Source organism: Anabaena sp. PCC 7938 (assembly GCF_049315035.1).
GTDB lineage: Bacteria > Cyanobacteriota > Cyanobacteriia > Cyanobacteriales > Nostocaceae > Anabaena > Anabaena cylindrica.
The window spans coordinates 1,647,790-1,671,955 of record NZ_CP186034.1 but is presented as its reverse complement, the minus strand read 5'-3'; the positions used below and the strand labels follow the sequence as shown (position 1 = coordinate 1,671,955).

General features: G+C 38.2%; 22 protein-coding genes. 10 read left to right on the top strand and 12 right to left on the bottom strand.

Features of this window, described 5'->3' with window-relative positions; genetic code table 11:
• Positions 1-3: 3 nt before the first annotated feature.
• Complete coding sequence (locus tag ACOWPH_RS07755; RefSeq protein WP_015214843.1) at positions 4-435, bottom strand: hypothetical protein; 432 nt, start codon at positions 433-435, stop codon at positions 4-6.
• Positions 436-536: 101 nt separating this feature from the next.
• Here ACOWPH_RS07755 and petN point away from each other — a divergent pair, with 101 nt between their 5' ends.
• The 4 genes from petN to ACOWPH_RS07735 all read left to right on the top strand — a co-directional run bounded on the left by petN (position 537) and on the right by ACOWPH_RS07735 (position 3,763).
• A complete protein-coding gene (gene petN, locus ACOWPH_RS07750) occupies positions 537-623 on the top strand; it encodes a cytochrome b6-f complex subunit PetN (protein ID WP_013189847.1) in 87 nt (28 codons plus the stop codon).
• A gap of 7 nt (positions 624-630) precedes the next feature.
• Positions 631-792 carry a hypothetical protein gene (locus tag ACOWPH_RS07745; RefSeq protein ID WP_085930368.1) on the top strand — a complete coding sequence of 54 codons (162 nt, stop codon included), beginning with the start codon at positions 631-633 and terminating at the stop codon, positions 790-792.
• Positions 793-1,172: 380 nt separating this feature from the next.
• Positions 1,173-3,260, top strand: coding sequence for a GAF domain-containing sensor histidine kinase (locus ACOWPH_RS07740; RefSeq protein WP_015214842.1), 2,088 nt, complete (start codon positions 1,173-1,175; stop codon positions 3,258-3,260).
• Between the two features lie 293 nt (positions 3,261-3,553).
• The gene (locus ACOWPH_RS07735; RefSeq protein WP_015214841.1) at positions 3,554-3,763 is read left to right on the top strand and encodes a hypothetical protein; all 210 of its coding nucleotides are present in this window, start codon (positions 3,554-3,556) and stop codon (positions 3,761-3,763) included.
• Between the two features lie 114 nt (positions 3,764-3,877).
• Here the strand turns inward: ACOWPH_RS07735 and ftsH are convergent, their stop codons facing one another.
• Together ftsH and ACOWPH_RS07725 are read right to left on the bottom strand one after the other, a co-directional pair.
• A complete protein-coding gene (gene ftsH / locus ACOWPH_RS07730; RefSeq protein WP_015214840.1) occupies positions 3,878-5,812 on the bottom strand; it encodes an ATP-dependent zinc metalloprotease FtsH in 1,935 nt (644 codons plus the stop codon).
• Positions 5,813-5,891: 79 nt separating this feature from the next.
• On the bottom strand, positions 5,892-6,560 hold the full coding sequence (locus tag ACOWPH_RS07725) for a DUF1614 domain-containing protein (RefSeq protein WP_015214839.1): 669 nt from the start codon (positions 6,558-6,560) through the stop codon (positions 5,892-5,894).
• 797 nt (positions 6,561-7,357) lie between these two features.
• Here ACOWPH_RS07725 and ACOWPH_RS07720 point away from each other — a divergent pair.
• Positions 7,358-8,473, top strand: coding sequence for an AI-2E family transporter (locus ACOWPH_RS07720; RefSeq protein ID WP_015214838.1), 1,116 nt, complete (start codon positions 7,358-7,360; stop codon positions 8,471-8,473).
• 387 nt (positions 8,474-8,860) lie between these two features.
• On the opposite strand, the gene ACOWPH_RS07715 is transcribed toward ACOWPH_RS07720, so the two are convergent.
• The 3 genes from ACOWPH_RS07715 to ACOWPH_RS07705 form a co-directional block, all read right to left on the bottom strand.
• A complete protein-coding gene (locus ACOWPH_RS07715; RefSeq protein WP_015214837.1) occupies positions 8,861-9,577 on the bottom strand; it encodes a DevA family ABC transporter ATP-binding protein in 717 nt (238 codons plus the stop codon).
• A gap of 96 nt (positions 9,578-9,673) precedes the next feature.
• Positions 9,674-10,855 carry an ABC transporter permease DevC gene (gene devC / locus ACOWPH_RS07710; RefSeq protein WP_015214836.1) on the bottom strand — a complete coding sequence of 394 codons (1,182 nt, stop codon included), beginning with the start codon at positions 10,853-10,855 and terminating at the stop codon, positions 9,674-9,676.
• Entirely contained in the window at positions 10,852-12,141 is a 1,290-nt protein-coding gene (locus tag ACOWPH_RS07705; protein ID WP_015214835.1) for an ABC exporter membrane fusion protein, read from the bottom strand. The genes devC and ACOWPH_RS07705 overlap by 4 nt, the downstream gene beginning before the upstream one ends.
• A gap of 123 nt (positions 12,142-12,264) precedes the next feature.
• On the opposite strand from ACOWPH_RS07705, the gene ACOWPH_RS07700 reads away from it, so the two are divergent.
• The 5 genes from ACOWPH_RS07700 to ACOWPH_RS07680 all read left to right on the top strand — a co-directional run bounded on the left by ACOWPH_RS07700 (position 12,265) and on the right by ACOWPH_RS07680 (position 18,197).
• Positions 12,265-13,161, top strand: coding sequence for a TetR/AcrR family transcriptional regulator (locus ACOWPH_RS07700; protein WP_015214834.1), 897 nt, complete (start codon positions 12,265-12,267; stop codon positions 13,159-13,161).
• Positions 13,162-13,353: 192 nt separating this feature from the next.
• On the top strand, positions 13,354-13,815 hold the full coding sequence (locus ACOWPH_RS07695; RefSeq protein ID WP_015214833.1) for a DUF29 domain-containing protein: 462 nt from the start codon (positions 13,354-13,356) through the stop codon (positions 13,813-13,815).
• Between the two features lie 291 nt (positions 13,816-14,106).
• Positions 14,107-14,541 (top strand): lactoylglutathione lyase, encoded by a 435-nt coding sequence (gloA, locus tag ACOWPH_RS07690; RefSeq protein ID WP_015214832.1) that lies wholly within the window; start codon positions 14,107-14,109, stop codon positions 14,539-14,541.
• Between the two features lie 314 nt (positions 14,542-14,855).
• Positions 14,856-17,540 (top strand): ATP-dependent chaperone ClpB, encoded by a 2,685-nt coding sequence (gene clpB, locus ACOWPH_RS07685; RefSeq protein WP_015214831.1) that lies wholly within the window; start codon positions 14,856-14,858, stop codon positions 17,538-17,540.
• Between the two features lie 81 nt (positions 17,541-17,621).
• Complete coding sequence (locus ACOWPH_RS07680) at positions 17,622-18,197, top strand: Uma2 family endonuclease (RefSeq protein ID WP_015214830.1); 576 nt, start codon at positions 17,622-17,624, stop codon at positions 18,195-18,197.
• A 53-nt stretch (positions 18,198-18,250) separates the two neighbouring features.
• On the opposite strand, the gene ACOWPH_RS07675 is transcribed toward ACOWPH_RS07680, so the two are convergent.
• From ACOWPH_RS07675 to ACOWPH_RS07650, 6 genes are all read right to left on the bottom strand, one after another.
• Entirely contained in the window at positions 18,251-18,499 is a 249-nt protein-coding gene (locus ACOWPH_RS07675) for a hypothetical protein (protein ID WP_015214829.1), read from the bottom strand.
• A gap of 1,194 nt (positions 18,500-19,693) precedes the next feature.
• A complete protein-coding gene (locus tag ACOWPH_RS07670) occupies positions 19,694-22,471 on the bottom strand; it encodes a tetratricopeptide repeat protein (protein ID WP_015214828.1) in 2,778 nt (925 codons plus the stop codon).
• Between the two features lie 169 nt (positions 22,472-22,640).
• Positions 22,641-23,072 (bottom strand): DUF29 family protein, encoded by a 432-nt coding sequence (locus ACOWPH_RS07665; protein ID WP_015214827.1) that lies wholly within the window; start codon positions 23,070-23,072, stop codon positions 22,641-22,643.
• A gap of 26 nt (positions 23,073-23,098) precedes the next feature.
• Positions 23,099-23,359, bottom strand: coding sequence for a type II toxin-antitoxin system HicB family antitoxin (locus tag ACOWPH_RS07660; RefSeq protein ID WP_015214826.1), 261 nt, complete (start codon positions 23,357-23,359; stop codon positions 23,099-23,101).
• The gene (locus tag ACOWPH_RS07655) at positions 23,356-23,541 is read right to left on the bottom strand and encodes a type II toxin-antitoxin system HicA family toxin (protein WP_042464992.1); all 186 of its coding nucleotides are present in this window, start codon (positions 23,539-23,541) and stop codon (positions 23,356-23,358) included. Before ACOWPH_RS07655 ends, ACOWPH_RS07660 begins: the two co-directional genes overlap by 4 nt.
• A 7-nt stretch (positions 23,542-23,548) precedes the next feature.
• Positions 23,549-23,938, bottom strand: coding sequence for a hypothetical protein (locus ACOWPH_RS07650; protein ID WP_015214824.1), 390 nt, complete (start codon positions 23,936-23,938; stop codon positions 23,549-23,551).
• Positions 23,939-24,166: the final 228 nt, after the last annotated feature.

The following is a 24,166-nucleotide window of genomic DNA, read 5'->3' as shown; positions in this document are numbered from 1 at the left end:
AAGTTATGAAAAGGGTTTGAGCCAACCTAGTAAAATAGCTGTGTCGAGAATAATAGCGGCAAAGGTAAACCATAATATACTTTCCCCTGCAAATATCAAAAAAGGCAAAATGGTATCAGTATAATTCCAGCCCACTTCTATTTGAGTTAATCCTCGCACCAAACCAAAAGCCCAAATTCCACCAGTTTTCAAGTGGGGATTTGTATCGGTACGGATGATATAGCGGTAGGTGACACCAAATAGAAATCCAGAAAACCCTGCAATCGCACCACTAGCTAATACCTCTAAATTAAATTCCTTAGTAACAAGTATCGGAAGATACTCAGTTAGCACAAACCCATTGAAAAGACTAGTGATCAGGAAAGCTGAACCCAGAGATATACTGCCCATGATTCCCGCTTTTACCGATTCTAAGCGTTCTGCCATTAGTTCCATAATTTTGCCAAATCTGCTATCAAGTCCATTAACGAATCAACTGCCTTTTCCCGGTATGATAAATATTAGAGCCGTTTTGTAATTATTTGAAAAGTGGAACTATGATTTTGACACTGGGTTGGGTATCACTTTTGGTTGTGTTCACTTGGTCGATTTCAATGGTAGTTTGGGGACGCAACGGACTATAGAGGAATCGTGGAAAGTCCATTTTTGAGTATTTTAGCTTTGGTTGCCGTAGTGCTGTTAGTGTCAGTTACAGGCGGTGTCGTTTATTTGACATTAGCAGATTGGCGCGATCGCCGTCGTCGAGAAGACGAAGCCCGCGAACTTAGACGCAGCACTGTCAAGCGGCGATGATCCTATTTCAGCACATATAGTGCTGTTTTCTGCGGTAATAAATCTTGTTGTAGGGATACGATCAGAATCGTGTCCCTACAATATTTATATGTATATACCCCACATATACTCATATTTATTGTTACCTTAGAGAAGACTGAGCAATAATTCCTTAGAAGTTGTTTTGAACGTGGTTAACTGTAACTTTAGACACATACTGACTTTCTGGAGAAGGAAACAGGAATTAAAGTCCCTCTTGGAAAGGGGATGTAGGGGTATCCTATCCATAGCAGGAGTAGAAGGAAAGAAGGTTTTAAAGAGATTTTGCGTCATTCCTGTCTAAAATCTAAAATTGTTTGATGATATAGAAATTTCTTTAGGGGATAGAAAAATATTTGATCATGAAACTGACACCACGAAAGTCCAAAAAAAAATATCAGTTAGATATGGCATTTTCTCATAATGTGGGTGGAAAACAAAAAGCTCTGTCTAGAGTCATTGCCCACATTCGTGAGTCTTTAGACATAAACACTATCTTCAAAATTACAGTTACAGAAGTTCGTCAGTTGCTTAACACAGATAGGGTTGGGGTGTTTCGCTTTTATCCTGATCCTGAGTTGGAATGGGAAGGCGAATTTATCTATGAAGATGTAGGAGCAGAATCAGCTTCCATCTTAGCCACTAAAATGCATGACCACTGCTTTGTACAGGAGTTTACAAAACTTTATCGGGAAGGGAGAATTACGGCAATATCGGATATTTATCAAGATGTTGCTAGTGATTGCCATGTGAAAATGTTAGAAAAATTCCAAGTCCGTGCCAATATAGCTGTCCCCCTGATGAAATGTCAGGATTTATGGGGTTTGCTGTGTATTCATCAGTGTAGTGGACCTCGGCAATGGGAAGCATCAGAAATTGAATTTGTGCAATTAATTGCTGAACATCTGGGAGTTGCCTTACAGCAAGCAGATTACATAGAACAAATGAAACTGCAATCTGCACAACTCGCACAAGCTAAAGCCAGAGAAAAAGCAGCAGAATGGCAAAAAACCATAGCTAGAACCATCGAAAAAATTCGCCAGTCTCTGGACTTAGAAAACATTTTCCGCACCACTACCGAAGAACTCAGAAAGTTACTGAATAGCGATCGCGTTGCTATTTATCGTTTCAATCCAGATTGGAGTGGTGAATTCGTATTCGAGGCTGTCACTGAGGGTTGGGTTACTCTCATGGAAGAACAGTTACAACGACCAGAATTAGGAGACAACATCAGCGAATGCAAATTAAAAGATTTAATTGAACCTTCTACTGATACATACCTACAAGATACAGGAGGTGGTCGGTTTGCTAAAGGTGAAGTATATCGTGTTTGTAATGATATTTATCAAGCCGGATTTAGTGACTGTTACATCAAGGTTTTAGAAAGCTATCAAGCGAAGGCTTATGTAATTATTGCTATCCTTTATAAGCACAAAATTTGGGGCTTATTAGCAGTTTATCAAAACACAGAAACCCGCGATTGGCAAGAAGATGAAGTCTACCTACTCACCCAAGTTAGTTCTCAATTGGGTGTAGCTTTACAGCAAGCAGAATTGTTGAAACACACACAACATCAAAAAGAAGAAATTACCAAAACTCTGAAAGAATTACAGGCAACTCAAAGCCAGTTAATTCAAAGTGAAAAAATGGCTGGTTTAGGACAGTTAGTAGCTGGGGTAGCTCATGAAATTAATAACCCAATTAGTTTTATTTATGGTAATATACCTTATGTTAATAATTATGCTCAAGATTTACTAAAATTCATACGTGTTTACCAAGAAAGCTATCCTCAACTAACAGCAGAATTTAAACAGCAAGTAGCATCTCTAGATTTAGATTTTATTGCTGATGATTTACCAAAAATGCTCAATTCTATGATGAGTGGGGCTACCCGTATTCGTGAACTGGTTCTTTCATTAAGGATTTTTGCTCGCCTTGATCAAGCAGAAAAGAAGCCTATTAATTTACATGAAGGCATCGACAGTACACTTTTAATTCTTCAAAATCGACTACTGCAAACAGAGACGAATTTTTCGGACATTCAAGTCATTAAAGAATATAGTAATTTACCGAACATCTTCTGCTATGCAGCCCAGATAAATCAGGTGTTTCTGAATATTATCAATAACGCAATTTGGGCATTAGAAAAATCAATGGCAGATGGCAAATTAACTGACCAACCGAAAATTTGGATTAGGACAAAACTTACAGGAAATAATTCTGTTTTGATTTGTATTGCTGATAATGGTTGTGGTATTGATGAAGGGATGGAATCACGGATTTTTGAACCTTTCTTTACTACTAAAGAACCAGGAGAAGGTACTGGGCTGGGTTTATCTGTGAGCTATCAAATTATTGTAGAAAAACATGGTGGTCAAATTAAGTGTGTTTCTGAAGCTGGTAAAGGTTGTGAGTTTTTGATTGAAATTCCCCTAAAAATTTCAAGTTAATAATATTGGTGTCATATCGAAAATTTAAAACAGTCTAGTTTGATATTCTCATTAAAGACAATATACGCAAATAACTCAATATAACTGCATAGATACTAATTTTAACATCAAAGAGGAGTTGTCATTTAGCTAAACCCTTGGGCATACTGGTGAGATAGTTATTTATTAGACAATAGCGTTAAAATTAAATGTGCGTTTCCTAGAACCGTTGTAAAGACGTTCCATGGAACGTCTCTACTTTTTCACTTTTTGTCTATTAATTGCGATAGTGCCGTCTGTGAGGTAATTTAGACATGAAACGATGTATGCCTTTGATACTCATTGGCTTTCTACTATTTGTGGCGGGAGGAGATCAGGTGTTACCTGGTGCTTTAGGAAAAGCCAGTACTCAGACTCGTACAGCCATGAACAACTTTGCTCTTAACCTGTTTCCCTCTTGGCGACCAAAAACAAAACCCTACGAACGGACAGAGAAAGAAATACAGAAATTAGAAAAAAAATAGAACTAAGAGTTAAAGAAGTTTTTAGCTCGTTGAGTTTTGATGAGAAAAGAAACACAGAAGAAAATCTCCGCAAACTTTGCGCTACTTCTGTGTTACTCTGCGTTTAAAAAAACTCTAAACCAACAGTGTTTGCAGCAAAGGTTTATCACTATCTAATTTACCAGTCCGCAACCATTCATCCATGTCAGCAGGTGCTTTCGCTTGGGTGATTCGTTCCCGTAGATAGACACCTTCCAGGATTTCTTTTTGCAATAATTCCTGGGCAATCTCTTCTAGTAAGTCACGGTTACATCGGAGAATACTGAGGGCAATATGATGGGCATTATCCAATATTTGCTTAACTTCTCGGTCAATTTCTTCTGTCATTTGGGGACTAATTGAACGTCGAGGATTGCCGTAACCTTCAATAAATTGCTGTTGAACTTTTTCAAAGGCAACTGGTCCGAGTTTATCGCTCATTCCATAAATTGTAATCACTCGCTCTGCTAAATCAGTGGCTTTTTGAATATCGTCAGCAGCACCAGTAGAGACTTTACCAAAGACAATTTCTTCGGAAGAACGTCCACCTAATAATGTGGCAATGCGTCCGCGAATTTCGTCTTCTATCATTAAAAAACGGTCTTCTTCTGGCATTTGAATTGTATAACCTAAAGCACCGACACCACGAGGAACAACAGAAATTTTCTCAACTTTACCAGCACCGGGCATTAATGCACCAACAATCGCATGACCAACTTCGTGATAAGCGACAGTTTTTTTCTCGATTTCATTCAAGACACGAGAACGTTTTTCTAAACCTGCAACTAAACGTTCAATGGCTTCGTTGAAATCTGCCATGAGTACTGCTTGACGATTATTTCTCGCTGCTAATAATGCAGCTTCATTAACTAAGTTGGCTAAATCTGCACCAGCAAAACCAGGTGTGCGAGTGGCAATAATCCCTAAATCCACATCTTCTGCCAGTTTGACATTTCTAGCGTGGACTTTGAGGATTGCTTCTCGACCAATTTTATCAGGTCTATCTACCACAATTTGACGGTCAAAACGACCAGGACGACGTAAAGCGGGGTCAAGTACTTCGGGACGGTTGGTAGCAGCGATGATAATTACACCGGTGTTAGCGTCAAAACCATCCATTTCGGTGAGTAATTGGTTGAGGGTTTGTTCTCGTTCATCGTTACCACCGACAAAACCACCAGGGCCACCGCGAGATTTACCTAAAGCGTCTAATTCATCGATAAAGACGATACAGGGGGCTTGTTGTTTGGCTTGTTCAAATAAATCGCGGACTCGCGCAGCACCGACACCAACGAATAATTCGATAAATTCAGAACCGGAGATGCTGAAGAAGGGAACACTGGCTTCACCTGCGATCGCTTTTGCTAGTAATGTTTTACCAGTACCAGGGGGTCCGACTAACAATACACCCTTGGGAATTTTTGCCCCTAAGTTGGTGTATTTGGTCGCATTTTTGAGAAAATCAACGATTTCTTCGAGTTCAGCTTTAGCTTCATCTACACCCGCTACATCCAGGAATTTTACCCCAGTACTACCTTCAGAATAAATGCGGGCTTTGCTTTTACCTACTGTCAACGCTGCGGGTCCCCCAGCTTGACGATTCATTAAAAAAGCCCAAATCCCAAAGAAAATTAATGGGGGAGCCACCCAACTCAATACCGTGCCAATCCAGGCGTTTTCGGCTGGTGGTGATGCGGCAAATTCGACCTTATTCTCCCGGAGAATTTTCGGTAAATCTAAATCAATGGCTACAGGTGTGGTTGTGAATACCTTTTCAGCGATTTTACCTTCAGGGGTTGGGGTTTTGATAGAATATTCGATGCGATCGCTCCCCACAACCGCCTTATCTACCTTACCAGCTTCTACTTGAGCAATAAAATCACTATAAGGAACTTGTTGCCATCGAGTTCCAAACAAACTCGGAACTATCAAATTCAGCAACAACAACAGAGTCAATAAAATTAGAAAGCTACCACCAACCTGCCGGATTTTCGGCGTTTTCATCTGCTTATTATTAGTCTCAACAGGCATAATGTCACCTCAATGAAATTTGTTTATTTGTCATTAATCATTACAAATGACCAATAACTAATGACTAATGACTAATTTTTCAACTTAATAACAAAGCAAATAATCCACATAAAGCAATACCATCAAATACACCAGCACCACCAATACTCAACACACCAGAACTCATAGTTTGAATGTCTTTTAGATGCAACAAATCAGCACCAATGAGCGTACCCAGAACACCACCAGCAAAAGCTACAGGTGCAGCATGAGGTGAGGCTATTAGCATGGCAGACACAGCCGCACTCAAAGGAGCAAGCAATGGATTCATTTGAATGCCAATTCCCGGTACTACCTGGGCTGCAAAGTAGCTGATAACAGTGACAATGGCTGTAACTATCAGAATTGCCAGAGTATTTCCCTGATAAAATTGGTATAATGCCAACGCTACAGGTATTAATCCACCGCCCACATTTAGAGCTACCACCGTAGAACTTTGTATTTTCCTTAATGGAATGCCCCAAAATTCCCTTAACCACAGTGCAGCAAATTCATCCGCTACTTGAAAGGGAGATTCTAAGCGATAGATGGGAATATTGATTGTACTGGTAACAATTACTAACAGCAATAATAAAAAGGCAACATTAGGAGAAAAACCCAACTTGGCTACTGCAATTTCTACTACGTCTATTGCTACAGCAAACCAGATAAATGGCAGCAACAGCAACAAAGCGATAAATAACAGTAATGAAACTGGTAGATAAATCATAGGTGTGAGAAAATAGAATTAATTTGGAAGTTACAGCATCCAATCCAGCCTTTTGGCAATTTACCAGCAACTAGAGATTGTGATTATTCCCATATTTTCGAGAATTTAATTTTGGTAAGGATTCAGGATACAGAATGTTTGATATAGCAGGGAACAGAAAAGAAAAATATTCTTCTTCCTTCCTCCTGACTCCTTCCTCCTGACTCCTTCCTCCTGACTCCTTAGTAATTTTGTTGTGTATGTTTACAGCTACAAAAACAAGATAAGTAAATTTTTGTATCTGATACCTATTGTAGAAACTGAATCGTGCAGTTTAAATTCGTGTATACCCCACCAAAAAAATGTGTATTGCCGTACTTGGATGAAAAATCAACTAGGTTTCTTGCTAAAACTACTTCTACTCTCAACTGTAATATCGTTGGCGATTAAGTATGTCGGTCCGATGTTTTTGATTCCACAAACATCAACAAACGCGCTAATTCTAATTTTATTGCCTACTATAACTATGATAACTATCCTACTTTGGCGAATTCCAGCACAAAAGCAAAATTAACTGCAATTTTCTAGGGGGAAACCCTTAGAGGATGTTTGAAAAGTATTCTGTTGTATCAAGATCCCCCCTAACCCCCCTTAAAAAGGGGGGAATAACCTAATCAAAGTCCTCCTTAAAAAGGAGGATTTAGGAGGATCTGAGTTTTGGATACCTCAGCCACCACTTTTCAAACACTCTCTTAAAATCAGCTAACCTAGCTACATAGCTAGAAAATTTTATCAAAGTAAGTTTTGGGAGTTAGTGTGTGAAACTTGGTCAATGGATTGGTTTAATTGCCTTAGTAATATCGTTATATATATTGTGGCAACTACGAGAAGTACTGTTACTGATATTTGCTGCCGTTGTTTTAGCAACTGCCTTAAATAGGTTAGCTCAACGTTTGGAAAGCTTAGGGATGAAACGTGTCCTTGCTGTTGTTCTATCAGTAGCTCTCTTTTTCGCTGGTGTAATTGGGTTTTTCTGGCTGATTGTCCCACCCTTTGCCCAGCAATTTCAAGAACTCACTTTACGAGTTCCTCAAGGGTTTGAACGCATTAATGATTGGATTGACGAACAGAGAACTCACATTCCTGATCAATTAGTACCTTATATCCCCGATCTTAACGGATTAATTTCCGAAGCACAGCCCTTATTTAATCGAGTATTGGGAAACTCTTTTGCCTTTGTTTCTGGTTCTTTGGTAATTGTCCTAAATATTCTCTTAGTGCTAGTTTTAACAGGAATGTTTTTAGCCGATCCTAATGCTTATCGAAAAGTATTCATACGGCTGTTTCCTTCATTTTATCGGCGACGAGTTGAGGGAATTTTAGCTAAGTGTGAAACTTCATTAGAAGGATGGGTGACAGGGGCTTTTATTGCTATATTTGTGGTGGGATTGATGAGCTTGGTGGGTTTATCAGTTTTGAGTGTAAAGGCAGCTTTAGCACTAGCAGTTTTAGCGGGATTTATGAATTTAATTCCTAATTTGGGGCCAACTATGAGCGTTGTTCCAGCAATGGCGATCGCTCTTTTGGATTCTCCTTGGAAACCTGTTGCTGTCTTAATTCTCTACTTTTTTATTCAACAAGCTGAGAGTAATTTTATCACCCCTGTAGTCATGGCACATCAGGTATCTTTGTTGCCAGCAGTAACCTTAATTTCTCAGTTATTTTTTGTTACTTTCTTTGGCTTTTTAGGATTATTGTTAGCACTGCCTTTAACTGTTGTCGCTAAAATTTGGATACAAGAAGTATTAGTTAAAGATGTTTTGGATGAATGGCGGCATAATCATCAGCTAGATAATGAATTAGTGATGGTTTCTGAATCTGCTGATATCAACAATATTCAGGAAGTGGAAGTTACAGGAAATGATCAAGAGTAATTAGGGCTTGCTGTAAAGCCCTGCGGGCATAGCTTCGCTTACCGCGTAGCGTGCCGTTAGGCATAAAAGTCTTTCTGTTAGGGCTAGGAGTCAGGAGTCAGGAGTCAGGAGTCAGGAGTCAGGAGGAAGAATTAAAAGGAGATCAGAATATTCTCAAATCTGGGTAAATGAACGGTTTTTGATGATTTCATCGCTTATTTCTTGCACCTTCTCCTACTTTTTTCAGCCTAAAACTGTTGATATATCTAGGTTTTTAGTTTATTCAGCAAGCCCTAGATATAGGAGTGAAAAGGATTGTAGATAATTAGCGGGCTTTTCAGCCCGCACCACAAGCAATATTTGTATATTTTTGATGTGGAAATCCCGGAGGCAATAATAATTTCGCTTTTACGCAGTCACCGCGACTACACCATCCCTAACTAGATGACCATCTTCCATATAAACAATGCGATCTGCTATATCTAAAATGCGGTTATCGTGGGTAACGAGCAAAATTGTACAACCATTCTCTTTTGCTAATTTCTGCATTAATTCTACCACATCCCGTCCAGATTGCTTATCCAGTGCGGCTGTCGGTTCATCTGCTAAAACAATTTTAGGTTGACTGACTAATGCTCGTGCGATCGCAACTCGTTGTTTTTGTCCACCGGATAAACTATCTGGGTAGTAATCAATTCTCTTTCCTAATCCTACCTCCTCTAACATTGCTTTTGAACGATTGAGCATTTCTTGAGTTGATATTTTTGGTTGTAATTCTAAACCCATCCGCACGTTTTGCAGTGCTGTTAAACTACCATGTAAGTTATGAGCTTGGAAGATATAACCGTTATTGCGTCGCGCTTGGGTGAGTTGTTTGGGATTAGCTTTGCATAATTCTTCACCTAATATTTTCAAGCTTCCTGATTGAGCAGAACGTAACCCACCAGCTAAGGTCAATAATGTGGTTTTTCCTGAACCTGACGGCCCTGTCATGATGACTATTTCACCTGCATTAATGGTAAGGTTGATATTAAACAGAACTTGTTTTTTGAGTTGTCCAGTTCCGAAGTAATGATCAAGGTTTTGGACATTAATTACTGGTTTGGAAGAGTTAATGATTTCCATATTTAATGTTTTTTCTCACACAAAGACGCAAAGTAAGTAATGTAGGTTAGATTTTATTTTTTTCTGTCACCTGTCACCTGTTCCCTGTTCCCTAATTTAAAACATATCCGCCGGGTCTGCTGATTGTAATTTCCTCGTAGCTATTGTGCCAGAGATTGCACACATGATAATTGTTAGGGATAGAACTATTAAGGCTCTAGCTAATGTCATATATAAGGGTAGATTTGTGGCGTTTCTGGCTAGTTTATATATTCCTAAAGGGACTATAAATCCAGGAATGAATCCTAAGACCGCTAAAATTATTGCTTCTTCAAAAATAACTCCTAATAAATACGAGTTTTGATATCCCATGGCTTTAAATGTAGCATATTCTTTAATATGGGCATTAACATCTGTGGAAAGAACTTGATAAACAATAATGATACCCACAATAAATCCCATGGATACACCCAAGCCAAAAATAAAACCGATAGGGCTTTCTTTTCTCCAATGATCTTCTTCAAATTGGATATATTCTGCATGAGTCAGAACTTTCACATCTTCATTATTTTTAAGGTGTGATTTTAATGCGGCTGCTACCTGTTCTACGTCATATCCTGGTTGAATAGAAATTAAACCGAGATTGATACTTCCTACTTGTCTTCTGGGAAAGATACGTAAAAAGTTTTCATCACTAGAAATTAACGTCCCATCTGCGCCAAATGATGCTCCTAATTTAAATAATCCACTAATGTTAATTGTCCGTTTTTCTATTTCTGTGCTGACAGTTTTACCACCATCTATTTGACTAAAAACTTGATCGTAATCTCCTCTTGCACCGCGATCAAAAAGAAAATTATCGGGTAATTTAATTTTATCTAATTGAGTATTGACTTCTGGAATATTTAATGCTGGTTGTTCAGGATTAAACCCAATTGCTTGCACTGATGTCTTGCGGCGTGTTTGGGGATTTTTCCAGGTTACTAAACCGATATACATGGCTTCGGCTGATTTAACACCGGGTACATCAGCGGCTTGAAACAGTCGTCTTCGGGAAAAAGTGGACATATTTTGCATATTTCGGCTTTGCGGACTGATTAAAATGATGTCTGCAACCACAGCGCGGTTTAAGGTGGTATTGCTGTCATACAAGGCGTTCTGAAAGCCAAGCTGCATAAAAATTAGCACATCTGCAAAAGCAATACCTGATATCGCAACTAACAACCGACTTCTATGATGGCTGAGTTGCAACCATCCCAAAGGTGTACGTCTTTGCAGTTCTTGAATAAATCCTATCATAATGAAATTACCGCCTGTACTTGTAAATTAGTAAATTTTGCTGCTTTATCACTTGATTCCTGATCTAGCTGGACATGAACTTCAACAACTCTAGAATCAATATTTTCACTGGGGTCAGAATTAATCACATTTTGCCGCTGTACCTTCCAACCTAACCAATCTACTGTTCCCTGTAGTTCTCCTGACAAGGAATTACTAGATATTCTTACTTTTTGTTGGGGTCGGATTTTACTAATATCACTTTGGTAAACTTCTACCACTGCATACATCTGCTTAGTTTGTCCAATTTCCACTATCCCGTCATTAGACACTACTTCACCGGCACGGGTATGAACATCAAAGATTACACCGTTTTCTGGGGACTTCACATAGGTTTGATCTAAATTTGCCTTTGCTTGTTGCGCTGCGGCTATGGTACGGTTAACTTCGGCTTTGGCTGCTGTGACATCGACTGGACGCACTTCGGCTATTTGGTTTAATGTGGCTTGGGCAGAAATGACTTGTTCGCTACCTGTGGCATTAATTCTACTGAGAGCAGTTTTAGCTTCGCTAATTTGCTTTCTTCCCGTGCTATCAATACGATTGAGGTTGGCTCTAGCTTCACTCAATTGTTGGGTAATGGTATCAAAGCTTAGGCGTTTACTGTCGAATAATGACTGAGAAATTGCCCCATCTTGGTAAAGTTGCTGATATCTTTGCAGTTCTACTTCGGCGTTTTTCAGTTCTGCTTGTAGTTTGTTGATGGTTGCGCGTTGTGCTGTTGTTTCGCCTTGCCATTGTGCTTCTAATCTCCCTACTGTTTCTCTCTGTCCTGTTTCATCTCCTAGCTTTTGGGCTTGTATTCTGGCAATTTCAGCTTTTTGGGCTTTTATTTCTCCTATTTTTGCCCCTGCTTGGACTTTTTCTAAGTTTACCTGAGCAATTTTCACTGCTGCTTGTGCTTCTTGGTAAGCTGCTTGGAGTTGAGAACGGTTATCTAAAATGGCTATGACTTGTCCAGCTTTAACTTGATCGCCTTCTTTGACCAAAAGTTGCTCTACTCGGCTGCTTTGACCAGATGTAGGTGCAGAAAGTGTAATTACTGTACCTTTGGGTTCGAGTCTCCCTAATGCTGTCACAGTCTTAATTTGAGGTATGCTAACTTGAGAAACTTGAGTTATCTGGGCTGTTTTAGATGAATTTTGTAAAATTCTGTACCCTTGTAAGCCTCCAATGCCGACAATTATCGCTGTTCCCAGCATAATTATTGGTCGCTGACTGGGTTTAAATGCTAGTTCACGCATCATATAGTTTCCTTCTCACATTGAAGATGCTAACTAAACTAATTAGTTTAGTGATATAAATAAACTAAACTGTCCATTACAATAAGTCAAGAGTTATCACCGAAATTATTCATTTGGGTTGCTTATATGCGAAAAAAGAGTAAAGAAGTAGAAAAAAGTACTGGAGAGCGATCGCTCTCAGCAGATAAAGTAGATGCGATCCTGGCTGGTGCTTTGCAGGAATTTTTGGCAAATGGTTATGCTGCGACAACAATGGATAAAGTGACAGCAGCCGCAGGGGTGTCGAAAACAACGGTATACAGCTATTTTCAGGATAAGGAAGGATTATTCACTGCATTGATTGAAGGATTAACACAGCAAAAATATTTGGCTGTTTTTAACCCTGAACCCGGATTTCTGCAAGGTGAACCGGAGATTGTGCTGCGTCGCTTGGCAAAAAATATTTTAGATAGTAGCAATTCTTCGCAGGAGTTACGGGATCTTGTGAGGCTGATTATTGCCGAATCTGGACGATTTCCCTCACTAGCGCAAGTATTTGTCCGCAATGCAGATAAACCTGCGTTGGAGGTGATTACCCAATATTTTCAAGCCCATCCAGAACTACAATTACCTGATCTAGAGGTAGCTGCACGGATTTTTATGAGTACATTAATCCATTTCACAATTCTTCAGAATATGCTGCATGGTAAAGATATTTTACCAATGGAGAGCGATCGCTTGATTGATAATCTAGTGAATTTAATAACCAGCAATAAAATAGATATACATGGCGACAAGTATTCAGGAACAAGGCATAAATCACCCAGACGCAAGCGCACACTAGGAGGTAAATTTCAGGCTGATTATGGTTCTGAGACTAAAAAGTTGCGGTCTATCAGGCTTACAGATACTGCTTGGGCAAAGCTAGACGAATTAGCCGCAGCAAATAATTTGACCCGCAGCGAGATGATTGAAATCTTTGCTCGTCAAGGATTTGGAGATAATCAGGAATCAAGAGAGTCATTCTTGTATATACATGGATAGAGCTACAGGAATTGAACTAAAGCACCATAACGCAGTCTACAGAGCAACTTCATCTAAATCTAAATTTATTTGTTATATAGCAATGGACAGGGTGATTAAGACATCAATTAATCATAAAACTCATGCTACACAAGGGTTTTAATACTGAATTCTGACTCCTGCTATATTAGAATAATAGGAGGTTAAAAATATATGAAAGCACCCCAAACAAAAGTAACTGCAAACGCTAATCTTTACGACCAAGATTTTTATCTGTGGATAGACACAACAGCTAAACAATTAAAAGCAGGAAAATTTGCAGAAATTGATTTAGAAAATCTGATTGAAGAAATCGAAAGCATGGGTAGAAGTGAAAAACGGGAGTTAAAAAGCCGTTTAATTGTGTTATTAATGCACTTGCTAAAATGGCAATATCAACCAGAAAAACGCAGTGAAAGTTGGCGCAGTACCATTACAGAACAACGTATTTGTATTGAAACACTATTAGAAGATAGTCCCAGTTTGCAACCTCTACTTGCAGAAATCTTTACAGATTGTTACGAAAAGGCACGTCTTAAAGCCTCTAATGAAACAGGAATTAAGTTAAATCTATTTCCTAATAAATCTCCTTTTACTTTAGAAGAAAGTCTGAATAATTGTCTTCTCAATTATTGAATTTTTATTATATAAACAGCAAAGCTACATTGTAAGAATTCAGGAGTCAGGAGTCAGGAGTCAGGAGAAAGAAGGAAGAAGGAAGAAGGAAGAAGGAAGAAGGAAGAAGGAAGAAGAATATTTTTCTCTTCTGTTAAGAGTTCCCTGCCATATCAAACATTCTGAATCCTTACGCTACATTGTTACAAATACAATTATCAATTATTGAGCAATTAAAAGCAGAGTTAGACGCGGTTTCTGTAGAAATTGCTGAGGAGAGATAAAATATAAGAATTGAACAAAGGTATCAATATGCGATTACTACACACAATGCTGCGAGTCGGCAACCTAGAAGAGTCATTAAAATTTTACTGTGAACTACTAGGAATGAAATTACTGCGACGCAAAGATTATCCAGGTGGAGAATTTACCCTCGCTTTTGTTGGCTATGGTGAAGAAAGCGACCATACCGTACTAGAATTAACTTATAACTGGGGCGTGGAAAAGTACGAATTGGGTAATGCTTACGGTCATATTGCCTTGGGAGTAGATGATATTTACGCTACCTGTGAGGGAATTAAAAATCGTGGTGGTAAGGTAGTCCGGGAACCAGGGCCTATGAAACATGGTTCTACTGTCATTGCTTTTGTGGAAGATCCAGATGGGTATAAAGTCGAGTTGATTCAATTGGCTACTCACGGAACAACTGAAAAAGCAGAATCAGAAAACCAGATGGTGAAACAGTAGTTTGTTCATCAAAAAATTTAGGTAAAGCACAAAAAGGCCAATTCACTCAGGCTTCAGCTAAATTAGGGAAGAGGGGATTACTAAATTACCAATCTCAAATTGCCACCGAAGATATAAGCGGATATACGCTAATTATGTTTGGATCGTTATTTGGGCGGAGTGGGATACTAGGAAAAAACTGGATATGTAGTATGAAGCAACACTATGTTTTCTGCTGTTTCCCTGTTTGTAGGCACAGCGAAAGGTCTTGCTAGTCTATATACTTAAAATCTCCCCATTCCCCAATTTCTAAACTAAAATCCAAAATTCTACAGATGCAGCCTACAGATCCTAATAAATTTACTGATACGGCCTGGGAAGCGATTACTAAATCTCAGGATATAGTCCGTGCTTATCAACAACAGCAATTAGAAGTCGAACATTTAATTATTGCTCTTTTAGAAGAACCTACAAGTTTAGCTACAGGTATTTTAGCCCGTGGGGATGTTGATTCTAACCGTTTAAAACAGCAGTTAGAAGCTTATACCCAACGTCAGCCGAAAGTTGGTAAAAGTGATCAGCTTTACTTAGGACGCAATTTAGATTTGCTACTTGATCGCGCTGAAGTAATTCGAGCGAGAATGAGAGAAGAGGAAATTGGGGAGGGACATATACTCCTGGCTTTAGCTGAAGACGATCGCATTGGCAGAAAAATATTTAAAGGCTTAAATGTAGATATAGTTAAGTTAGAAGCTGCTGTTAAAACTGTTCGCACTACCCAAAAGGTGACTCAAAAGGTGGGAGAACCAGAATCTACAGATGCACCTTACGAAGCATTAAAACGATTTGGAATAGATTTGACAGAACGGGCAAAAGCCGGAAAATTAGATCCTGTGATTGGCCGAGATGATGAAATTCGCCGAGTAATTCAGGTTTTATCGCGTCGTAGTAAAAATAACCCTGTTTTGATTGGTGAACCTGGCGTTGGTAAAACTGCGATCGCAGAAGCTTTAGCTCAAAGAATGGTCAACGGCGACGTTCCCGAATCTTTGAAGAATCGTCAATTGATATCTTTAGACATCGGTAGTTTAATCGCTGGCGCAAAATACCGAGGTGAGTTTGAAGACCGTTTAAAAAATGTCCTCCGTGAAGTTATTGAATCTAACGGGCAAATTGTTCTCTTCATTGACGAACTTCATACCGTAGTTGGTGCTGGTGCTAACCAACAAGGCTCAATGGATGCTGGTAATTTGCTAAAACCCATGTTAGCGCGGGGTGAGTTGCGGTGTATTGGTGCGACAACTTTAGATGAATATCGCAAACACATAGAAAAAGATGCTGCACTTGAACGCCGTTTTCAACAAGTATATGTAGACCAACCAAGCGTAGAAAATACAATTTCGATTTTGCGGGGTTTAAAAGAACGTTATGAAGTGCATCACAATGTGAAAATTTCTGACTCTGCTTTAGTCGCAGCCGCAACTTTATCAGCGCGTTACATTGCTGACAGGTTTCTCCCCGATAAAGCCATTGACTTAGTAGACGAAGCCGCAGCGAAGTTGAAAATGGAGATTACCTCCAAACCAGCCGAATTGGAAACCATTGACAGACGTTTAATGCAGCTGAAAATGGAAAAAGTTTCATTAACTAGAGAAGAAAATGGTACTGCTCAAACAAAAGAGCGTTTAGACCGGATTGAAGAAGAAATTAGCACATTAACGGTTAAACAGCAAAAATTTAATGAGCAATGGCAAGGAGAAAAGCAGCTATTAGAAGCTATTAGTGCTTTAAAAAAAGAAGAAGAAGTTTTAAGAGTACAAATTGAACAAGCAGAACGCGCCTATGACCACGAAAAAACTGCCATACTGAGGTACGGTAAATTGGAGGGAGTACAGCATGATCTTGAAACCAAAGAAGCGGAACTTTCAGCAATTAAAAATCAAGGTTCAACCCTACTCCGGGAACAAGTCACAGAAGCAGATATTGCCGAAATCGTTGCCAAATGGACAGGAATACCCGTAAATCGGCTTTTGGAATCAGAACGGCAAAAATTACTCCAACTAGAAAGCCATTTACATGAACGGGTCATCGGTCAAGAAGAAGCCGTTTCCGCCGTCTCTGCGGCTATTCGTCGCGCCCGTGCAGGGATGAAAGACCCCTCGCGCCCCATTGGTTCATTTCTGTTTATGGGGCCAACTGGCGTGGGTAAAACCGAACTCGCCCGCGCTTTAGCTCAATTTCTCTTTGATTCTGATGATGCTTTAGTCCGGTTAGATATGTCCGAGTATATGGAAAAACACTCGGTTTCTCGCCTCGTGGGTGCGCCTCCTGGTTACATCGGCTACGAAGAAGGTGGACAACTTTCCGAATCAATTCGCCGTCATCCTTATTCTGTAGTGCTTTTAGATGAAGTAGAAAAAGCCCATCCCGATGTATTTAATATTTTGCTGCAAGTATTAGATGATGGTAGAGTTACTGATTCCCAAGGACGGGCTGTAGATTTTCGCAATACCGTCATAGTCATGACTAGCAACATCGGTAGTGAACATATTCTCGATGTCGCTGGTGATGATAGCAAGTATGATATGATGCGAAACCGAGTTATGGAAGGTTTAAGAAGTCACTTCCGTCCCGAATTCCTGAACCGCGTTGATGACTTGATTCTCTTCCACACCCTCAACCGTTCAGAAATGCGGCATATTATCCGTATTCAACTCAAACGGGTGGAAAATCTCTTAAAAGAGCAAAAAATATCCTTTGAAATCTCCCAAGCTGCCTGTGACCATCTTGTAGAAGCAGGTTATGATCCAGTTTATGGCGCACGTCCGTTAAAAAGGTCAATTCAGCGCGAAGTTGAAAACCCCCTTGCTACCAAGTTATTAGAAAATACTTTTATTTCTGGTGACACAATTATGATTGATAAAGGTGAACATGGTCTGACATTCTCAAAAAAACAATCAGTTACAGTATCAGTGGAGAAAAAGACGGTGAAATTAATAGAAGCATCTTCTGAAGTGTAAGTTTATATATCTTGTGGGGCGGATAATTACCCCCACGAGATTATATTGCATGATCTAATATATTTACCCAGGGTATTTTTTATGATTGCAAATCCCAATTATCAATATATTTCCACCACCGAATATCTCCAAGGGGAAGAAACCAGCCCTATCAAACATGAATATAGACAGGGAGAAGTTTACGCAATGGCTGGTGCTAGTAATACTCATGTAGTTATTAGTGGCAATATGTTTGCTATGTTAAGAAATCATCTGCGCGGAAGTGGATGTCAAGCTTATATTTCCGACACAAAAGCGCATATTGAAACAATGGATATCTATTATTATCCTGATGTAATTGTTAGTTGTGATCAAAGAGATAAAGCCTTTAATAACTTTTTACGTTATCCCTGTTTAATTATCGAAGTTTTATCACCAACTACAGAAGCTTTTGATAGAGGTGATAAATTTGCTGACTATCGTAATTTAGAATCACTTCAGGAATATGTTTTAGTCAGTCAAAATAAAATCAATGTAGAAGTTTTCCGTCGTAATTCAGAAGGTCAATGGTTATTTTATAGTTATGGAAAGGGGGAAAATTTACATTTAGCAAGTGTAGATTTTCACTGTCCTATAAATGATGTTTATGAAGATGTAAGTTTTGAATCTCCCTCTTAATTTGGCAAAACTTCTAATTGTCTGAATCAGGATATTTGTGTCGAATAGTGCTTTCATTGTGATGTAATATCGTTGATTCTTTCTTCACGGACAAAAGAAACCCAATCAATATCCGGTAAAGAACCTTGTGCTTTAATCACCATGAAGCCGTTAATGCAATTCAAAAGGCTTTCATCTGTCTCAGTGACTGAGGATGATAGTTGTGGTTGAAATTGGAGAAGATGTAAAAAATCAAGTAATTGTGAAACTATATTTTCTGGTGCTTGTTCAATTTCATGAATCAATTGCTCTTTTATAGTCATATACTTTCCTCCTGTTATTTTCAGATTAACATTTTTTATAAACAATAAGCTGATTAGAAATTAAACAGCTTTTATGTATTGTTGTCGGATATTTCAAGAATAATTGTCTGATATGGCTAACGCCACGCTACGCGAACAGGATGTCCAGGATTTAAGGATTTACAGGATGAGATGTATAAGAGTCATTATTGTGGATGATTCATAGGCTTAACTTTGATTATTGCGTCATTTTCTATCTAAGCAGTTTTCTATCTATGGTTTTGGTAGTTGTTCTCAATGGTTTTTGGTAAGTTAATTATAAATTACGGGAATCCGAATTAGTTTTGTGAGAGTTTCCCACAAAATCGCACTATATTTAGTTAACTCAAACATGATTCTATTCAGGATTTGAGTAATTTATCAAGTATTTTGACACTTGTAATCCTGTAAATCCTATAATCCTGGACATCCTGATTCAGACAGTTATTTTTGTGAGAATTTACCACAAAATCGCACTATATTTATTTGACTCAAACATGATATTATTCAGAATTTGAGTAATTTATCAAGTATTTTGGAACTTATAATCCTGTAAATCCTATAATCCCGGATATCCTGATTCAGACAATTAGTTTTATGATAATTTACCACAAAATCGCACTATATTTAGTTAACTCAAACATGACTTATTCAGAATTTGAGTAATTTATCAAGTAATTTGACACTCATAATCCTGTAAATCCTATAATCCTGAACATCCTGATTCAGACAGTTATTTTAGTGAGAATTTATCACAAAATCGCACTATATTTATTTGACTCAAACATGATATTATTCAGAATTTGAGTAATTTATCAAGTAATTTGACACTCATAATCCTGTAAATCCTATAATCCTAGACATCCTGATTCAGACAGTTATTTTTGTGAGAATTTATCACAAAATCGCACTATATTTATTTGACTCAAACATGATATTATTCAGAATTTGAGTAATTTATCAAGTAATTTGACACTCATAATCCTGTAAATCCTATAATCCTAGACATCCTGATTCAGACAGTTATTTTTGTGAGAATTTACCACAAAATCGCACTATATTTATTTGACTCAAACATGATATTATTCAGAATTTGAGTAATTTATCAAGTAATTTGACACTCATAATCCTGTAAATCCTATAATCCTGGACATCCTGATTCAGACAATTTTATTATTACGTATCGCTATCAGATGCTTCTGTTTGCTGTTGCAAATACTCTCGAATAGATGACAAGTGTTCAGGATTGCTTTCTATCATTTCTAGTAAGGTTAAGGCTGTTTCTGTATTAAGTGCGGGAAAGTTTGCTTGTTGTGCAAGTGCTTGGAGAATACTAATCAATGTTTCTTTATTGCAATGTAAAAGTCCCATTACATACAATAACTTTACTGTAACTGCTGCGTTTTGCGTATTAGGATGTTGATTACCTAATCTGTTTTGATATATTGCCAATGCTTGTTGAGCTAAATCTTCAGCTTCTGAGTATTTACCTTGTGATTCATACAATAATGCCAAATTATTCAGACTGGTAGCTACAGAGGGATGGTCAGCACCTAATTGGCGTTTTCTGATTTCTAAAGATTGTAAATAAAGAGGTTCAGCATCGTTATAACGTCCTTGTGAATGGTAAAGTAATGCCAGATTATTAAGACTTTGCGCGACATCAGGATGGTCAGTACCTAATTGACGTTTCCAGATTTCTAAAGATTGTAAATATAGAGTTTCAGCATCGTTGTAACGTCCTTGATTTCTATATAATTCTGCTAAATTATTGAGACTGTCAGCAACATCAGGATGTTCAGCACCTAATTGGCGTTTTCTGATATCTAAAGATTGCAAAAAAAGAGGTTCAGCTTCGTTGTAGCGTCCTTGCACTTCATATAACACTGCTAAATTATTGAGACCGGTAGCAACATTGGGATGCTCAGCATCTAATTGGCGTTTCCAGATTTCTAAAGATTGTAAATAAAGAGGTTCAGCTTCGTTGTAATTTCCTTGTAAATAATAAAGTAATGCCAAATTATTGAGACTTTGTGCAATATCGGGATGATCAGCACCTAATTGGCATTTTCTGATTTCTGAAGATTGCAAATAAAGAGGTTCAGCATCGTTGTAGCGTCCTTGTAACCTGTACAGTTCTGCCAAATTATTGAGACTGGTAGCAACATTGGGATGGTCATTACCTAATTGATGTTTACTGATATCTAAAGATTGTAAATAAAGAGGTTCAGCTTCGTTGTAATTTCCTTGTAAAGTGTAGAGTTCTGCTAAATTATTGAGACTTTGTGCAACATCTGAATAATCAGCAACAAATTGGCGTTTTCTGATATCTAAAGATTGCAAAAAAAGAGATTCAGCATCGTTGTAACGTCCTTGTAACTTATATAGTAATGCCAAATTATTGAGACTGGTAGCAATATCGGGATGATCATTATCTAATTGGCATTTTCTGATATCTAAAGATTGCAAATAAAGAAGTTCAGCATCATTGTACCGTCCTTGTGATTCATATATTCCTGCCAAATTGTTGAGACTGGAAGCCACAAGGGGATGGTCAGCACCTCGTTGGCGTTTGCTGATATCCAAAGATTGCAAATAAAGAAGTTCAGCATCATTGTACCGTCCCTGTGATTCATACAGTAGTGCTAATTGATTTAAACTGTAAGCAAGTTGAGTATTTTCATTACTTTTACGCCAAGCAATCATCTTTTTGAGATGTGGTTCAATTAAATTGAATGTTTCTAAATTGCTTGATTGTTCAACATCACCAGCAATATCAACAAACACATTACAATATACTTGTTTAATTTGGCTGTAATCAGAGTGCTGTTTAAACTGTTGACTAAAATAGTCGTGAATAAGCAAATGTAAATTATAAATATTTTCTTCAACAGTTATCACCAAATGCAGTTTTCTTAAAGATTTTAACCAACGGTCTTTTAAATTATCCTCATTAAATGATTCACCTTGCAACTGTTGATAAATTCTTGTCACAAAACCCCAATAAACAGGAGAAGCTGCAAAAGCACCTAACACACAAGCGAGATGTTTAGCTTCCGGTTTTAATTCATCCCAACTCAAATCAAATGCAGCTTGTAAACCTCTTTGTGCTTGCATTCCTCCCGGTACTTGTTCCGGTGACAGTGAAGGATGTTTAACTTTTTCTTGCAACTTACCACGCATTGCTAACAGTGATAAATCTTGATAGTCTTCATCATCTAAATAATATGCCACCAATTCTAAAGCTAAAGGCAAATATCCCAACTCATAACAAAGTAGTTTAGCCTGTTCTGGTTCTTGATCAACTCGTGATTGTCCAATTATTGAAGCTAATAAATCTACTGCTGCTGCTTCTGACAATACCTGTAATTCTAATTTTTCCGCAATGCGTTTATCTGGTGTTTCCCGCGAAGTCATCAACAACCGCATGGAAACTAAATCTGTTGGTGGTAAATAGGTTTTGATATTCTCCGCTAACCCAGATACATCATCAAGAATCAATAATACATTTTCTGTTTGCCCTTTCCATGCTTGCCAACAAGCCTTTACCATTTGTTGAGTAGATAAATCTGCTGGTAACTCGGCTTTAAATCTCCATTTAGTCAAAGCGATAATTTCCGCAGCCATATTTTGCCTATCTCTGGCATCAATATAATAGACTCCACCAGTAAAAAATGATGTGCATTCTGTTAAATTGGCATATTCTCGCACGAGTCCAGTTTTACCAACTCCTCCCATACCGGAGACAACGCAGACGTTTTTACCACTTTGCAATAATTGATGTAGTTTTTCTAATTCCTCTTCGCGTCCAAACAGTCCACCTTTACGGGGTTGGGGTGGTGTGAAAGGGTTTGTTTGTAGTTGTGGTGGAAGAGAGGGAAAGTTATTAATTTGGGTATTACCTTCGCCGGCTTGTGTGATAATTATTTGTTTGTCAATGTTGTTAAAGTTCATAGGAAAATTGTAGTTAAAAAGTGTTTATCTCGTTCCCAGTCTCAGACTGGGAATGCTATCATCGAGGCTCTGCCTCTGCTATTATTGAAGTCAGAGACTTCTAGAATTCATTCCCATACAGAGTATGGGAACGAGAAACATAGTATAAGAACGAGAAAATTATTGTTGTCTATATGACATTTTCTAAGATTAAAGCAATAGCCTGTTGTAATATCATTTCTTTATCTACCATTGCTGCTAATTCTTCAGTTTCATATCTACCTTCAAATGCTTCTTTGGCTGCACAATTTAATGACAAATCATAGGCATCTTCTAAAGTTTCTCGCAATTCTTCAGTTGTAAAGTATATTCCCCCAGATTTACGACGTTTGTTTGTGCGTTGGATTTCTTTCACTGCATTAGCAATAGACAAATTCCATGATCTAGTTGTCCGTTTTTCCGCAGCTTGCTGAATTAGATGCAGAAGAATAATTTTGCCAAAACTAAAAATTTTATTCAGTTTGTCATCTTTGCTCATTTCGGTCATTTCTTCAACTAGCAGCAATGCACCAGAAATATTGCCATTAATCAGTAATTGTTGAAGTTCTAGTAATTCTTCCATAACTCAAACCTCCTGAATTAAATTTCTCACTTCAAAACTTCTACCCCAATATGTGTGAGATAAAATTCCTCACCCTCTGATTCGCGCAACGCATCCAAATAAGCATCAATACCACGAGGTTGAGGAATTGATTCGTTATCTTGAAGATGGAAAACTAGGGCTGAACGCATATTTTCTAAAGTTGTTTCCAGTGTCTCACCTGTAGCAACACAACCCCACACATCAGGGGAGTATGCGGAAAATCCTGTTTCGGTTTTTTCCAGAACGATCAGATACTTATCCATCATTTGAGTCCTGCTTGTCTGAGAATGCTTCCTAACGTTCCTTTTCTGACATCATCACTCATTTTGCCCGATACAGTTACTTTACCTGGCTTTGTTGGATGTTTAAACTGACGATGACTACCTTCTGTTGTTACCAAATACCAGCCATCTGATTCAAGCAAGTTGATGACTTCTCGTACTTTCATCATAGATTCAGAAATTACTGAAGTTGTTTGTTTGAGTACCACCTGTACCAGCTTGTGAAATGTTAATCTGTTTACCAATAATGTTAATTGTGCCACCTGATTTCAGGGCTTGATATTTGTCCGCAAATGTGGCATTTTCTTCTACATCAGCAGTAGTCACCAACTCGGCAAAAATCGGATCATCAGGAATTTGGTTAAGGACTTCTGGATTGAGATTTAATGCTTCTGGATTACCTGCTACTAATGCTGTGGCTGTTTCTGGGGAATGGTTGCGGATTTTAGCCAGTGCTTCACCAACCTTTTTTGTTAAACTCTCGCTAAATGTCTCACCAGATTTTTCTAAGGCTTTGGTTAGAAATATAGTAGCAATAGCGATCGCTAAAGTTGTAGGTTCCATAGAGTTATTACTAATCGAATATCCTTATTTCAACATAACTACTTAAAACCAGCAACTAAATTTGCTACAACTTGTCACTTAAAATTCTCTTTCCAGTCCCCAGTCGCTATTCCCGGTGATGGTAGTGTAATCCGAATCATTATTAAGAGGTATTCCTTACCTCCAAAAAGACATATATCGTCGAAAATTAGTATTCAGAATGATATCTGCAAGTAAAACAGACGGATA

What these genes read in the sequence shown, in the direction of transcription:
- ACOWPH_RS07660 (WP_015214826.1), bottom strand. Translation starts at nt 23,359, where the DNA reads ATGATGGATAAGTATCTGATCGTTCTGGAAAAAACCGAAACAGGATTT.
- ACOWPH_RS07665 (WP_015214827.1), bottom strand. Translation starts at nt 23,072, where the DNA reads ATGGAAGAATTACTAGAACTTCAACAATTACTGATTAATGGCAATATT.
- ACOWPH_RS07655 (WP_042464992.1), bottom strand. Translation starts at nt 23,541, where the DNA reads ATGAAAGTACGAGAAGTCATCAACTTGCTTGAATCAGATGGCTGGTAT.
- ACOWPH_RS07740 (WP_015214842.1), top strand. Translation starts at nt 1,173, where the DNA reads ATGAAACTGACACCACGAAAGTCCAAAAAAAAATATCAGTTAGATATG.
- ACOWPH_RS07675 (WP_015214829.1), bottom strand. Translation starts at nt 18,499, where the DNA reads ATGACTATAAAAGAGCAATTGATTCATGAAATTGAACAAGCACCAGAA.
- clpB (WP_015214831.1), top strand. Translation starts at nt 14,856, where the DNA reads ATGCAGCCTACAGATCCTAATAAATTTACTGATACGGCCTGGGAAGCG.
- ACOWPH_RS07725 (WP_015214839.1), bottom strand. Translation starts at nt 6,560, where the DNA reads ATGATTTATCTACCAGTTTCATTACTGTTATTTATCGCTTTGTTGCTG.
- ACOWPH_RS07680 (WP_015214830.1), top strand. Translation starts at nt 17,622, where the DNA reads ATGATTGCAAATCCCAATTATCAATATATTTCCACCACCGAATATCTC.
- ACOWPH_RS07705 (WP_015214835.1), bottom strand. Translation starts at nt 12,141, where the DNA reads ATGATGCGTGAACTAGCATTTAAACCCAGTCAGCGACCAATAATTATG.
- ftsH (WP_015214840.1), bottom strand. Translation starts at nt 5,812, where the DNA reads ATGCCTGTTGAGACTAATAATAAGCAGATGAAAACGCCGAAAATCCGG.
- ACOWPH_RS07670 (WP_015214828.1), bottom strand. Translation starts at nt 22,471, where the DNA reads ATGAACTTTAACAACATTGACAAACAAATAATTATCACACAAGCCGGC.
- ACOWPH_RS07700 (WP_015214834.1), top strand. Translation starts at nt 12,265, where the DNA reads ATGCGAAAAAAGAGTAAAGAAGTAGAAAAAAGTACTGGAGAGCGATCG.
- ACOWPH_RS07695 (WP_015214833.1), top strand. Translation starts at nt 13,354, where the DNA reads ATGAAAGCACCCCAAACAAAAGTAACTGCAAACGCTAATCTTTACGAC.
- ACOWPH_RS07755 (WP_015214843.1), bottom strand. Translation starts at nt 435, where the DNA reads ATGGAACTAATGGCAGAACGCTTAGAATCGGTAAAAGCGGGAATCATG.
- petN (WP_013189847.1), top strand. Translation starts at nt 537, where the DNA reads ATGATTTTGACACTGGGTTGGGTATCACTTTTGGTTGTGTTCACTTGG.
- gloA (WP_015214832.1), top strand. Translation starts at nt 14,107, where the DNA reads ATGCGATTACTACACACAATGCTGCGAGTCGGCAACCTAGAAGAGTCA.
- ACOWPH_RS07735 (WP_015214841.1), top strand. Translation starts at nt 3,554, where the DNA reads ATGAAACGATGTATGCCTTTGATACTCATTGGCTTTCTACTATTTGTG.
- ACOWPH_RS07715 (WP_015214837.1), bottom strand. Translation starts at nt 9,577, where the DNA reads ATGGAAATCATTAACTCTTCCAAACCAGTAATTAATGTCCAAAACCTT.
- devC (WP_015214836.1), bottom strand. Translation starts at nt 10,855, where the DNA reads ATGATAGGATTTATTCAAGAACTGCAAAGACGTACACCTTTGGGATGG.
- ACOWPH_RS07650 (WP_015214824.1), bottom strand. Translation starts at nt 23,938, where the DNA reads ATGGAACCTACAACTTTAGCGATCGCTATTGCTACTATATTTCTAACC.